Annotated in this window: 14 protein-coding genes and 1 pseudogene; 9 read left to right on the plus strand and 6 right to left on the minus strand. The window is 62.3% G+C overall.

Annotated features, from left to right (window positions below; all coding sequences use genetic code 11):
• The first annotated feature begins 70 nt into the window (after positions 1-70).
• From NKH80_RS17385 to NKH80_RS17395, 3 genes are all read left to right on the plus strand, one after another.
• Positions 71-817 carry a DUF8605 domain-containing protein gene (locus tag NKH80_RS17385; protein WP_352992662.1) on the plus strand — a complete coding sequence of 249 codons (747 nt, stop codon included), beginning with the start codon at positions 71-73 and terminating at the stop codon, positions 815-817.
• An 86-nt stretch (positions 818-903) separates the two neighbouring features.
• Positions 904-1935: a porphobilinogen synthase gene (gene hemB / locus NKH80_RS17390; protein WP_352506516.1), complete on the plus strand. Its 1032-nt coding sequence runs from the start codon at positions 904-906 to the stop codon at positions 1933-1935.
• Positions 1936-2450: 515 nt separating this feature from the next.
• Positions 2451-3098: a dihydrofolate reductase family protein gene (locus tag NKH80_RS17395; protein WP_352506517.1), complete on the plus strand. Its 648-nt coding sequence runs from the start codon at positions 2451-2453 to the stop codon at positions 3096-3098.
• Positions 3099-3143: 45 nt separating this feature from the next.
• On the opposite strand, the gene NKH80_RS17400 is transcribed toward NKH80_RS17395, so the two are convergent.
• Complete coding sequence (locus tag NKH80_RS17400; protein WP_352992665.1) at positions 3144-3617, minus strand: polyphosphate kinase 2 family protein; 474 nt, start codon at positions 3615-3617, stop codon at positions 3144-3146.
• 279 nt (positions 3618-3896) lie between these two features.
• Between NKH80_RS17400 and NKH80_RS17405 the strand changes: the two genes are divergently transcribed.
• Together NKH80_RS17405 and NKH80_RS17410 are read left to right on the plus strand one after the other, a co-directional pair.
• The gene (locus NKH80_RS17405) at positions 3897-4940 is read left to right on the plus strand and encodes an aldo/keto reductase (protein ID WP_352689393.1); all 1044 of its coding nucleotides are present in this window, start codon (positions 3897-3899) and stop codon (positions 4938-4940) included.
• A 120-nt stretch (positions 4941-5060) separates the two neighbouring features.
• A complete protein-coding gene (locus NKH80_RS17410) occupies positions 5061-5219 on the plus strand; it encodes a hypothetical protein (protein WP_254817539.1) in 159 nt (52 codons plus the stop codon).
• Positions 5220-5270: 51 nt separating this feature from the next.
• Here NKH80_RS17410 and NKH80_RS17415 read toward each other — a convergent pair whose 3' ends face one another.
• Positions 5271-5528 (minus strand): DUF982 domain-containing protein, encoded by a 258-nt coding sequence (locus tag NKH80_RS17415; protein ID WP_023674477.1) that lies wholly within the window; start codon positions 5526-5528, stop codon positions 5271-5273.
• A gap of 97 nt (positions 5529-5625) precedes the next feature.
• Positions 5626-6288: a GntR family transcriptional regulator gene (locus NKH80_RS17420; protein ID WP_352506519.1), complete on the minus strand. Its 663-nt coding sequence runs from the start codon at positions 6286-6288 to the stop codon at positions 5626-5628.
• Between the two features lie 181 nt (positions 6289-6469).
• Between NKH80_RS17420 and NKH80_RS17425 the strand changes: the two genes are divergently transcribed.
• Together NKH80_RS17425 and NKH80_RS17430 are read left to right on the plus strand one after the other, a co-directional pair.
• Positions 6470-7729: a multidrug efflux MFS transporter gene (locus NKH80_RS17425; protein ID WP_352992668.1), complete on the plus strand. Its 1260-nt coding sequence runs from the start codon at positions 6470-6472 to the stop codon at positions 7727-7729.
• A gap of 53 nt (positions 7730-7782) precedes the next feature.
• A pseudogene (locus NKH80_RS17430) lies at positions 7783-8155 on the plus strand (DUF423 domain-containing protein).
• 70 nt (positions 8156-8225) lie between these two features.
• On the opposite strand, the gene NKH80_RS17435 reads toward NKH80_RS17430, so the two are convergent.
• Positions 8226-8369: a hypothetical protein gene (locus tag NKH80_RS17435; protein WP_352477145.1), complete on the minus strand. Its 144-nt coding sequence runs from the start codon at positions 8367-8369 to the stop codon at positions 8226-8228.
• Between the two features lie 63 nt (positions 8370-8432).
• Positions 8433-8576, minus strand: a complete 144-nt coding sequence (locus NKH80_RS17440; protein ID WP_352506522.1) for a hypothetical protein — start codon at positions 8574-8576, stop codon at positions 8433-8435.
• Between the two features lie 164 nt (positions 8577-8740).
• Between NKH80_RS17440 and NKH80_RS17445 the strand changes: the two genes are divergently transcribed.
• Positions 8741-9823: a LacI family DNA-binding transcriptional regulator gene (locus tag NKH80_RS17445; protein WP_352506523.1), complete on the plus strand. Its 1083-nt coding sequence runs from the start codon at positions 8741-8743 to the stop codon at positions 9821-9823.
• A 23-nt stretch (positions 9824-9846) separates the two neighbouring features.
• On the opposite strand, the gene NKH80_RS17450 is transcribed toward NKH80_RS17445, so the two are convergent.
• Positions 9847-11022 carry an OpgC family protein gene (locus NKH80_RS17450; RefSeq protein ID WP_352992670.1) on the minus strand — a complete coding sequence of 392 codons (1176 nt, stop codon included), beginning with the start codon at positions 11020-11022 and terminating at the stop codon, positions 9847-9849.
• A 217-nt stretch (positions 11023-11239) separates the two neighbouring features.
• Between NKH80_RS17450 and NKH80_RS17455 the strand changes: the two genes are divergently transcribed.
• On the plus strand, positions 11240-11914 hold the full coding sequence (locus tag NKH80_RS17455) for an alpha/beta hydrolase (protein ID WP_352689395.1): 675 nt from the start codon (positions 11240-11242) through the stop codon (positions 11912-11914).
• Positions 11915-11920 lie beyond the last annotated feature (6 nt).

Consider the following 11920-nt stretch of genomic DNA (forward strand, 5'->3'; position numbering starts at 1 on the left):
TTGCCACGCCTTGCTGTTGTGGTGGTCGGCCTAATCGCTGCGAACACTCCTCCCCGTATCGGCCGAAACCGTGGATAGTCTCTACCAGTCGCAGACCATCGTCACCGGCCAGGGCGAGGTCAATCGCCAGATCGGTTTCAAGACATGTTTGGATGCGGTGCTGGTCCGTGTCTCCGGTGATCAGCGGCTGGCGAAAAAACCTGAGGTGGCGGCGCTGCGCGACAAGGCCGGCAGCTTCGTTGCCGAATTCCGCTACCACGACCGCCTTGAAGGCATTCCGGTCCATGACGAACAAGGCACGCACGACCGGCCGCATGATCTCACCTGCCTATACAGGCCCGACGTCATCGATCCGGTGCTTGCCGCGCTTGGCAGCAAGCCATGGCTTGCCGAGCGGCCACGCCTGGCGATTTTTCTGGCGGCGGAGCAAGGCACAAGGCATTTCGCGCTGACTGCCGACGACCAGCGCGGGGCGGCGATGCGCGAATCCTTCGTCAATGCCACCGGTCCGCTGGTCATGCGGATTTTGTTTCCCGAAGCGTCGATGCTGTCGGCCTCGAAGCTTGACGACCGGGCCCTGCGCCATGCCGATATGGCGACGCTGGACCAGCTTGCCCGAAAGGCCGGTGCCGATCAGGCGCTCGCCGGCAGCCTGATCTGGAGCGACAAAGAGTTGGGCTGGATCGCCGATTGGCGGCTTGCCATGAACGGCAAGGCTTATAAGTGGCAAGTGCGCGGTGTCAGCTTCGACGAGGCATTCCGCGTCGCCATGCGGGGTGCTGCGCAGATCCTGTCGGGCAATGGTCAACCAGAATAACGCCCAACAGGACCGCTGGCACAATCGTGTCGCATTGGTCAGCAGCGAAGGCTCGTGGTAAAAGCCGCCCGTCCGGAGTTTTGGCGATGAACAAATTCACACCTGCAAAGCCTGCCGGCGCGCGCAGCGTCGACGAGATCACCGGCAGCCGGCGGCTGCGGCGCATGCGCAAGGCCGATTGGTCGCGCCGCCTTGTCCAGGAGAACCGGCTCTCGGTCGACGATCTGATCTGGCCGATCTTCGTCGTCGACGGCAGACAAGTGCGCGAACCGATCGCCGCCATGCCCGGCGTGTTCCGCCTGTCGCTCGACCTCGCCGTCAAGGAGGCTGAGCGCGCGGCCAAGCTTGGCATTCCGGCGATCGCCACTTTCCCCAATGTGGAGCTCGGCCTGCGCGATCAGACCGGTTCGCACATCCTCGATCCCGAAAACATCATCAACCGCGCCACCCGCGCCATCAAGCGGGCGGTGCCGGAGATCGGCATCATCACCGACGCGGCGCTGGATCCGTTCACCTCGCATGGCCATGACGGCATCTTGCGCGAGGGCATTATCGTCAATGATGAAACGGTGGAGCAGGTGTCGGCGGCGGCCGTCATTCAGGCGGCGGCGGGGGCCGACATCATTGCCCCCTCGGACATGATGGACGGCCGGATCGGTGCCATCCGCGATGCGCTCGACGCCAATGGATTTCAGGATGTAGCGATCATGTCCTATGCGACCAAGTTCGCATCCGCCTTTTACGGCCCCTATCGTGAGGCGGTCGGCACCGCCGGCCTGCTCAAGGGCGACAAGAAGACCTATTACATCGACCACGCCAATTCCGACGAAGCGGTGCGCGAGGCCGAGCAGGATCTAGCCGAAGGCGCCGACATGCTGATGGTCAAGCCCGGCCTGCCCTATCTCGACATCATCCGCCGGCTGAAGGACGAGTTGCAGATGCCGACCTTCGCCTATCAGGTCTCGGGCGAATATTCGATGATCAAGGCCGCCGCCGCCAATGGCTGGATCGACGGCGACAAGGCAATGCTGGAATCGCTGCTCGCGTTCAAGCGCGCCGGCTGCGACGGGATTCTCACCTACTTTGCGCCCGAAGTAGCGGCGATGCTGAAGGGATAGGTGATCGCATCGTTTTGGGACTTTGGTGCATGGGATGGGGCCTGTCGTAAACCTTCGGGATTGGCCGAATCCTCCCTCCCCCTCGTCATCCTGGGGCGGAGCAGGAGCGAAGCTCCGTCGCGGAGACCCCAGGATCCATGCCGTGACCTGGCGGCAGCGCTCCGGCGGATCGAAAACGAACGCACCCATCCGGTTCTCCGAAAAAGTTCGGCCCATTCCGGATTGGTCTTCTTGATCTCCATTCGCGTGGTTCGTCGTTCTGGGCCGCTGTATTCTTCGGCCGATGTCACGGCATGGATCCTAGGGTCTGCGCCGCGTCGCTTCGCTCCTTGCTTCGCTCCAGGATGACGACGGGATGGTTGGTTATGGCCAATCGCCAGCGTTGGGAGATTGGCGGTTGTGGCCCAGCCGTTCATCGCTAGCCGGCGATCCAAAAACACCGCTTGCAAAATGCAATCAGTTAAGCTAACCCGATAACTGCTTGCATGTCACAATTGGTTATCGAGGAGGCTCTCATGTCCAAACTTCGCGTCAGCGCTTTCACCCTGTCGATCGACGGCTTCGGCGCCGGTCCCGACCAAGACCTGAAGAACCCGCTGGGTGTTGGCGGGGAAGCCCTGCACGGATGGATGTTCGGCACCCGCACTTTCCGCAAGATGGTCCTCGGCAAGGATGGCGGGACCACGGACACTGACGAGGCGTTCGCCGCACGCAGCTTCGAAAACGTCGGCGCATGGATCCTCGGCCGCAACATGTTTGGGCCAATCCGCGGCGAATGGCCGGATGACAGCTGGAAAGGCTGGTGGGGTGACAACCCGCCCTACCATGTGCCGGTCTTCGTGCTCACGCATCATCCGCGTGATCCGATTGTAATGGAGGGCGGCACGACCTTCTATTTCGTGACCGATGGCATCCACTCAGCGCTACAAAAGGCGAAAGCAGCGGCTGACGGCAAGGACATAAGGCTCGGCGGCGGCGTCGCCACGATCCGGCAATATCTCCAGGAAAAGCTCATCGACGAATTGCATCTGGCGATCTCACCGGTCCTGCTCGGCGCCGGCGAGAACCTTTTTGCCGGCATCGACATGCCCAAGCTCGGCTATCGCTGCAGCGAGCAGGTCGCGACGCCGAAAGCCACGCACGTCATCATCGAACGTGCCTAGCTTGTCGCAGGGCGCCACAGAGCAGCGCCCTCCTCGCCGCTTTAGTCAGTACTTCTCCGGCACATACAGTTCGCGCGGCAGTACCTGGCGCTCGTATTCGGGATTGAAGACGCGCTCCGGCAGTATGATCTCTTCGTGCGGCACCTCCTCATAAGGCATCTGCTTGAGGAGTTGGTCGATGCAGTTCAGCCGTGCCCGTTTCTTGTCGTTGCCCTCGACGATGAACCACGGGGCGCCACCCTTGCCCGCCGAGTCGCGGCCCTCGAAGACCACGACGAGCTTCTTCTTGTGATAGGCGACCCAGGACTGCAGCTTGATCAATTCGGATTGCAGGATGATGAGATCGCGAAAATACTGCAGGCGGTCGATCGATGGCGGATGCGCATTCTTGTAGATCTTGGCGATCTCCATCGACAGCGCCGGCTCCGAGATTTCCAGCTTATAATCTTCGTCGAGCGTGTCGGCGAGTTCCGCTTCCAGCCAGTCCCCGGCCGGGGAATTCTGTTTTATCTCGATCATTTGCGCTGCTCCGCTTACAGTCCTTGCCGGCCGCTGTCAGGCGCTCCGCCGCCCGGCCCGGCGGCCGGAAATCGAAGCGCTGAACCGATGTTAGTATAGGCCGGCAATGACGGTTTTATTGCAGCCACTGCTGCGCTGGCTGTGCGTTCAATCCGAAAGATGTGATCGAGCTTGCCCTGCGGAACTGGCGACAAGCGGAACGAATTATCCTACAAATGCCCGGTTCATTGAGGGCTGTCGTTTGCAACGCCCTTTCCCGATAAATCGTGAGGATACGACATGGAATACCGCACTCTCGGCCGTTCCGGGCTGAAGGTTTCGACGCTGACCATGGGGACAATGACATTCGGCGGCGGCGGCGCGTTTTCGGCGGTCGGCAAGACCGACCTCGACGAGGCGCGTCGGATGATCGACCTTTGCATCGATGCCGGCGTCAATGTTATCGACACCGCCAACGTCTATTCGAACGGCGTGTCGGAAGAGATCATCGGCGAGGCGCTCGGAGGCAAGCGCAAGGGCGACGTGCTGATCGCCTCCAAGGCACGCATGCGGATCGGCAAAGGCCCCAACGATGAAGGCTTGTCGCGCTACCATCTGATCCGCGAATGCGAGAGGAGCCTGAAGCGCCTCAGGACCGATGTCATCGACATCTATTTCCTGCACGAGTGGGATGGCCTGACACCGCTAGAGGAAACCATCGCCGCGCTCGACACGCTGGTCGCGCAGGGCAAGGTCCGTTATGTCGGCTGCTCCAATTATTCCGGCTGGCAAGTGATGAAGGGGCTGGGGATCAGTGACCGTCATCACCAGCCGCGCTTCGTCACCCAGCAGATCCATTACACGTTGGAAGCGCGCGAGGCCGAGTATGAATTGTTGCCGATCTCGGTCGACCAAGGGCTCGGCGTGCTGGTCTGGAGCCCGCTTGCCGGCGGGTTGCTGTCCGGTAAATACCACCGTGACCAGCCGACCGCCCGCCAGCTCAGCGGCTGGTCGGAACCGCCGATCCGCGACGAGGACCGGCTGTGGCGGATCGTCGACGCGCTGATCGACATCGGCAACAACCACGGTGTGTCGGCGGCGCAGGTTGCGCTTGCCTGGCTGCTCGGTCGGCCCGCCGTCAGCTCGCTGGTGATCGGCGGACGAACCGAAGCGCATTTCAAAGACAATATCGCCGCTGCAAGCCTTGTGCTTGGCGATGAGGAGCGCACACGCCTCGACGCGGTCAGCAGGCCGCCCGTGCTCTATCCTTACTGGCACCAGCAATTCACGGCAAAGGACCGGTTCGGTCCGGCCGATCTCGTCCTCGACCGCGACGGCGCCTGAAAACAGCCTGAAGCCAGGTTCCCGGACTGCGCCGAGATATGGAGCCGATCGTGCCTTGCGGTGTTGTGTTTGCGGCCCAATGCTCCTAGGCAAAGGCCAAGCACAATGAAAGGAACCGATATGGCACGAGCACCGAACTACGGTCAGGAACGCAAGGAACGCGACCGGCAGAAGGCTGCCAAGAAGGCGGAAAAGCAGGCTGCCAAGGTCGCAGCCAAGGAGCGATCGAAGCCCGAGGGCGAGAGCGAGTCCCAAACCAAAACCGAAACGGCCGAGTGATGACGCCCGGCCTGTCAGGCGGTCCGGGCCTCGGTCAAATCCCGCTATGCCTCAGGCGGGCGCCTTGTCGCTGACGAAGACGTTCACTTCACGAGCGGCGGCAATGAAGGCCCGTCTTGCGTTCATGGCCGGCTTGTCGCCGGCCAGCGCATCATGACAGGCCTGCAGCGCTTCGCGGTGCTTGGGGCTGCGCTTGCCGGGCCAATTGTTGAGGAGGTAGTCGGAAGCCTCGCGGGCCGTACGCAAGAGCTGATTGCTTCCTGCCGCGCCCTTGACGGTCACGGGTGTGTCAAATCGGTTGTTTTCCATCGCCGCTCTTACGCCATCGGCATTTGCGAAGCGAGACCGAAAGTAGCATTCTTCGCTCATCTGCCCTTTTTCGTCATCAATGGCCGCGGATCCTCACTCAAGCGACGACGGCAAATCCCCGGGCGCGCAGGCCGCGCCGGTCGTTGCGCAGCGAGGTCACCAGCCGGTCGCGGCTGCCGATGATATGGGTTGAAAGCAGGCGGGCAGCGCTATCGGCATCGCCGGCCCGTACCGCCGACAGAATGGCATGGTGTTCGGCCCAGGCACGGCCAAGTGCTGCCTCGTCGCGAACCTCGAGCCAGCGGGCGCGCGACAGGCGTGTCATCGCGTCGCGAACCGCTCTGAACAGAAACTCGTTGCCGGACAGACGCGCCAACTCGATATGAAAGTCCATGCCGACGCGATGCCATTCCTCGCGCGGCGTCTTGTCGTCGCAAGAATCGAGCATCCCCTCAATGATTTCGACGGCACTCCGGTCCTGCAAGGTGCAAGTTATTCTGAGCGCCGCGACCTCGACCGCCTCGCGATAGACGGCGATCTGCTCGAGTTCGGCGAGATTAATAGGCGAGACCGTCCAGCCGCGGCCGTCGCGGCAGATCAGGCCTTCGGTCTCGAGCCGCAGCAATGCCGCCCTGACCGGCGTGCGCGAGGCGCCGAAACGGCTTTCGACCCAGCGCTCCGTCAGCCGCTCGCCGGGACCGATCTCGAGCCCGAGGATCATCTCGCGAAGCTGCTTTTCGACGTTTTGCATCTGCGACATTGGCGTTCCTTTTGTTGGAGCCGGTTCATTGGCTCTCTGTTCACCGGCCATTTGTTGCCGATCCCTTTGCAGGGGCCGCATTGACAGCGACCAGCCTTGCGTCCATGATGGATACCAATCTGGTATACCAAAATGGGATCCACAACAAGTTTTCATCCAAGCCGGCGGGACAGGACAGGACATGCCGCAAGACGCCACCCTCGCCACGCAAGGCACGCACACCGTCCACTGGCGTCGCAATCTCGCCGTGTGTTTTGCCGGCTCGTTCAGCACGCTTGTAGCGATGACGCTGCTGTTGCCCTTCCTGCCGCTGTACGTCGAGCAGTTGGGCGCCGAGGGTCACGCGGCGATCGTCCAGTGGTCGGGCATTGCCTACGGCGCCACCTTCCTTGCTGCCGCGCTGGTTGCGCCCTTGTGGGGGCGGCTAGGCGACCGCTACGGCCGCAAACTGATGCTGGTGCGTGCCAGTTTCGGCATGGCGCTGTGCATGTCGCTGACCGGCATGGTGCAGACCGTCTGGCAATTGGTGCTCCTGCGCCTGCTGATCGGCTTTGCCGGCGGCTATTCTTCGGGCTCGACCATCCTGGTTGCCATGCAGACGCCGAAGGATCGCTCTGGCTGGGCGCTGGGCGTGCTGTCGGCCGGCATAACCGCCGGTGCTCTGGTCGGTCCGCTGCTCGGCGGCGCGCTGCCGCCGCTGATTGGAATCCGCGCCACCTTCCTGCTCGCCGGCGGCGTCATTTTCCTGGCGTTTCTGGCAACCACCTTGCTGATCAGGGAGGCCCCTCGCCCGGTTGCCGTCAAGGCGGCGTCACAAGAAAAAGCGAGAGGCGGCTGGTCGCAGATTCCCGACAAGCGCCCCGTCGTCGCCATGCTGGCGACCGGCATGCTGTTGAGTTTTGCCACCATGTCGATCGAGCCGATCATCACCGTCTATGTCCAACAGCTCATCGAAGATCAGAGCCAGGTCACGCTGATCTCCGGCATCGTCATGTCCGCGGCAGCGCTCGGCGCCATCCTGTCAGCGTCGCGGCTCGGCAAGCTCGCCGACCGTATCGGCCATTGGAACGTAATCGTTGCCGCACTCGCCGTCTCGGCGCTGCTCCTGATCCCGCAGGCCTTCGTTACGCAGGGCTGGCAACTCGTCGGCCTGCGTTTCTTGATGGGCCTGGCGCTTGGCGGTCTCGTGCCCTGCATCACCAGCGTCATCCGCCACAATGTGCCAGACGGCGTCGGCGGCAATGTGCTGGGCTTGTCGATCTCGGCGCAATATGTCGGGCAGGTCGCCGGACCGTTGCTCGGCGGCTTCGTCGGCGGCCATTTCGGTATGCGCTCGGTGTTTCTCGGCACATCGGTGCTGATGGCGGGCGGAGCGGCCTATAACTGGCTGGTCCAGTCGCGCCGCGAACGCGCCATGCTGGCGGAAGCCGGCAAATCCTGACACGGTTCGCCGCACTATCTCAGGCGGTCGCCAGGAATCGCGGAGGCGTGGAAATGAGCATGGCTGAACAGACGGCGGGCAGTCGCATTCTGATTTTTGCCGGCAGCCTATGCGGCGCAACCGGCGTGGCTCTTTCGGCGGCGGCGGCACATCTCGGCGGCGCTTTCGTCGGTACGGCCGCATCCTTCCTGCTCATGCATGCGCCGGTCTTCCCTTACCGTCGGGCTGCTCGGTGGCAATAGAATCCTGCGAACCGGAAGCCTCATCCTTCTCGTCGGGCTTCTGCTTTTCTCGGGAGATCTTTTGGCCCGCGACTTCCTTGGCTCGCGGCTGTTCCCGATGTCGGCGCCGATCGGCGGCACGTTGCTCATCGGCGGCTGGCTCGTGATGGCCGCCTCGGCGCTGGTACACCCGCGCCGCCATTGATGCGGCAACCAATGGCGGCCGCTGCTCTTTTCGCCAGCCGCGCTCGATCCACGAGCTCTGTCTTGCCAGCTCAGTCTTGCGGACGTTCGGGCCGGACTTGGCCGTCGCGCTTGGGCGTCTTGACTATACGCCGTCGCTCCAGCCGTTCGGTGGCCGGCGAGATGCCCCAATAATTGCGATAGATGTCTTCGAACAGATGCTTGATCGGATGCATGGCTTAATGTCCTCTAGCTTTTTGAATCGATCCATTGCGCGGGCACAAATAATAGGCCGCCGATCAGCTCCGCTTGCGCCCTACGAGGAAACGCAGGTCGCGAATCCACGGACCGGTCCTGTCGCGCCCCTTACGGACATCCGCGCCCGAGCGGATGCTCCAGTCGTTCCGGTAAATGTCCTCGAACAGATAATTGACCGGGTGCATGGCGCTCTCCTCTTGTATCGATCCAATCTGCGGATAAAAACCGCTCTTGGATCGATTCAAGAATACGCGTCACATTATAAATGTCAAGCAGAAATTTGAATCGATCCAAGGAAGATGTTAGGTAATCGGCGATACTGTTGGACAGGAGTCCTGGAGACAAACAAATGGCATCACTCACCGAAGGCGGCAGGAGGCCCATCCGGCTGGCGGACATCGCCAAGGCCGCGGGCGTATCGCACGGCACTGCCTCCAATGTCTTCAGCCGTCCCGAAATCGTGCGCGAGGAGGTCCGCGAGCGGGTCAAGGCGGCGGCCGACGCGCTGGGCTACGCCGGCCCGGATCCCAAGGGCCGCCTGCTGCGCGCCGGCAAGGTCAATGCAATCGGCGTCGCCACAACCGAGCCGCTGTCTTATTTCTTCGACGACCCGTTTGCCCGCGTGATGATGGCCGGCATCTCGGAGGCCTGCGACGCCACCGGCGCGGGAATAGCCCTCGTGTCGGCTGGCAACGAGGAAAAACTTGCCTGGAATATCCAGAGCGCCCTCGTGGACGGCTTCATCCTGTTCTGCATCGAGGGCGGTCCGCGTCTCGTTGAGCTGACGCGCGAACGAAAGCTCCCCTTCGTCGCGCTCGAGCTCGGCTCGCAGGACGACACGGTCTCCGCGATCAGTATCGACAATGTTGCCGGCGGCCGGCTCGCGGCGCGCCATCTGGCGGAACTTGGACATCGCCGCTTCGCCGTGTTGTCGCTGGCCTTCGCGGACGACAGCACCGGTCTTGTCTCGCCCGAGCAGGTCCGGACGGCGTCCTATACCGGAACCCGTGATCGCCTCCTCGGCTATTTCGAAGAGCTTTCCCGGTTTGGTGTCGACACCACCAAAGTGCCGGTCTACGAGACCGAAAACGATAAGGCGAGCACAAGGGCTGGCCTTGAAACCATCTTCGCCTCGGCGGAACCGCCGACCGCCATCCTGGCGATGTCGGACCGGATCGCAATGGTGGCATTGGAATGGCTCAACGCACGGGGCATCGCGGTTCCCCGCGATGTTTCCGTCGTCGGCTTCGACGGCGTGCCTGAAGCCGCAACTTGCGAGCCTCCGCTCACCACCATCGCCCAGCCGATCGCCGAGATCGGCCGCCGGGCAGCGCGAAGAATCCTCGACTTCGACGGCACGGTGCGGCGAGAAACGCTCGACGTCGAACTTGTCGTCAGGGCATCGTCCGGACCACCGCCAAGTACAGGCTGACTGGGGCAGATCGGCTCCAAATCTTATCTATTGGCCGCCATGGGACCGATGCCAAAGGATGGACGAACAGGCAGCGCCTCGTTGCGGACCGGCTTGCCCTTGCCGGACCAGCCGATTGCGGACAGCCACTCCAGATAAAAGGCGAGCGCGAACTGCATGGCGATGCCGGCGGCGAGCAGCAGACTGTCATAGGCAATGCCGCCCGGGTTGATCAGCTTCATCACCTGCGCCGCCATGGCAATCACCGTGCCGGCAATGAAAACCGGCAGCGAGCGTTTGCCCAATATGGCGAGCGGATTGTCGCGGCCGGTGCGGACCAGGTTCGAGACGAAAGGCAAGGCGACGACCAGATAGCTCATCGCCAGGATGTGCAGCAGCCGCGGCAACGACAGGAACGTCTTGTCGAAACCGGTCAGCACCACCGGCAGGTCGAGCCATGACACATGCCCCCACAGCGGGCTATGCACCCAGACGAGCGCCGTCAGCACATAGGCGGCCGCCGCGCCGACCAGCCATCGATTGACCGGGATGGTGCCGCCGCGCCGCACATGCAACACGCTGGCCATGCCGATATTGAACAGCAATTGCCATGACAGCGGATTGAGGAACCAGAACCCGGGCTCCGGGTAGTTCGGCGGCGCGATCTGGTAGATTCCGGCAACCAGCCAAAGGGCTGCGGACACGGCAAGCGCGGCCAGTGGCCTGTAGCTGATGAACAGCAGGAAGGCCGGCGCCATCAACAGCAGCACCGCATAGACCGGCAGTATGTTGTTGTAACCGAGCTGATGGCCGAGCGTGACGACACCGACCAGGACTTGCGGCGGATTCCTGACGAGCGGCTCGATGTTGATCAGCGTCAGAAGGTCCGGCCGTTTCGCAAACACCGCCGCTGCGCAGAAGATGGCCATGACCACCATCGTCGTGACGATGTGGGTGACATAGAGCACGCCGGCGCGGCGCCACATCTTCAGCGTTGCGACCAACCGGCTTCCCGGCTGGAATCTGGTGCCGTAGGCAAGAGCGACGGACATGCCGGAGATCAGCACGAAGGCCTCGGCCGCATCCGAAAACCCGAAATTCTTGTAGGTCAGGGTTTCGAAAACTGTGCCCGGCACGTGGTCGATGAATATGGTCAGGAGGGCGAGTGCCCGGAACACGTCAATACGCGTATCGCGTTCCGGCGAAACTGGCATGGTCATCGATAAAAGGCCTTAAAGCTGGTTGTTCATGCGCGGTATGCGACCACCCGGGCGACCACCCGGCGCACACTGCTTCGAATCCCTCCCGCGGGGATTATATCGGCAAAGAAACGGACTGAAATGCGCCCGGTTCAATCAACTTTCGCGGAGCTTGAAAATATTCCGTTTTGAAGCCGGCAAATGAATGAAAACATCGTGAAAACAAAAGGATGCAACTATGTCCGAAAAACCTCCGGAAGATGACTTTTTGCGGCGCGACCTGCCATTTTTTTATCGCGTTTACAGGCCCGCAGCACCAACCGGAGAGTGCCTCTTTCTGCTGCATGGATCGGGTGTCGACGAGACGACTCTGGTGCCGCTGGGGCGCCAAGTCTCGCCGCACGCCACCTTGGTGGCGGTGCGTGGCCGCATCGCCCAGGAAGACGGTTTCCGCTGGTTCAGGCGGATTTCGCCGATACGATTCGAGCAGGACAGCATCCGCAAAGAGGCGGACGCTTTCGCTGACTTCATCCCCAAGGCCGCGAAACGCCACGACCTCGATCTCGCCCGAGCCTCCTTCATCGGCTACTCCAACGGCGCCAACCTGGTTTCAAGCGTGATGCTGCTTCATCCGCGGCTGATCGTCCAAGCGGCTTTGCTGCGCCCGATGCCGGTTCTGGACGAGGTGCCGCCGGCGGATCTCAGCAACGCACGGGTGGTAATCTTATCCGGCGCCGACGACCTGATTTACCGGCCCTTCGCACTCGCGCTGGTCGGACTGCTCAGCCGGCATGGCGCCAAAGTCGAGGCCCACACCGTCGCCTCCGGCCATGAAATCGGCAATCCGGACGCCGCGATCGTCAGGCGGTGGCTGGCAGATCCTGCAGCCGCCGTTGCAACGTCAGATCGATAAGCCTCG

The organism is Mesorhizobium sp. M0904 (assembly GCF_040319475.1).
GTDB lineage: Bacteria > Pseudomonadota > Alphaproteobacteria > Rhizobiales > Rhizobiaceae > Mesorhizobium.

Bases quoted from the DNA above. Each gene is read 5' to 3' on its own strand.
- hemB (WP_352506516.1), top strand. From the start codon at position 904: ATGAACAAATTCACACCTGCAAAGCCTGCCGGCGCGCGCAGCGTCGAC.
- NKH80_RS17395 (WP_352506517.1), top strand. From the start codon at position 2,451: ATGTCCAAACTTCGCGTCAGCGCTTTCACCCTGTCGATCGACGGCTTC.
- NKH80_RS17400 (WP_352992665.1), bottom strand. From the start codon at position 3,617: ATGATCGAGATAAAACAGAATTCCCCGGCCGGGGACTGGCTGGAAGCG.
- NKH80_RS17405 (WP_352689393.1), top strand. From the start codon at position 3,897: ATGGAATACCGCACTCTCGGCCGTTCCGGGCTGAAGGTTTCGACGCTG.
- NKH80_RS17410 (WP_254817539.1), top strand. From the start codon at position 5,061: ATGGCACGAGCACCGAACTACGGTCAGGAACGCAAGGAACGCGACCGG.
- NKH80_RS17415 (WP_023674477.1), bottom strand. From the start codon at position 5,528: ATGGAAAACAACCGATTTGACACACCCGTGACCGTCAAGGGCGCGGCA.
- NKH80_RS17420 (WP_352506519.1), bottom strand. From the start codon at position 6,288: ATGTCGCAGATGCAAAACGTCGAAAAGCAGCTTCGCGAGATGATCCTC.
- NKH80_RS17425 (WP_352992668.1), top strand. From the start codon at position 6,470: ATGCCGCAAGACGCCACCCTCGCCACGCAAGGCACGCACACCGTCCAC.
- NKH80_RS17435 (WP_352477145.1), bottom strand. From the start codon at position 8,369: ATGCATCCGATCAAGCATCTGTTCGAAGACATCTATCGCAATTATTGG.
- NKH80_RS17440 (WP_352506522.1), bottom strand. From the start codon at position 8,576: ATGCACCCGGTCAATTATCTGTTCGAGGACATTTACCGGAACGACTGG.
- NKH80_RS17445 (WP_352506523.1), top strand. From the start codon at position 8,741: ATGGCATCACTCACCGAAGGCGGCAGGAGGCCCATCCGGCTGGCGGAC.
- NKH80_RS17450 (WP_352992670.1), bottom strand. From the start codon at position 11,022: ATGACCATGCCAGTTTCGCCGGAACGCGATACGCGTATTGACGTGTTC.
- NKH80_RS17455 (WP_352689395.1), top strand. From the start codon at position 11,240: ATGTCCGAAAAACCTCCGGAAGATGACTTTTTGCGGCGCGACCTGCCA.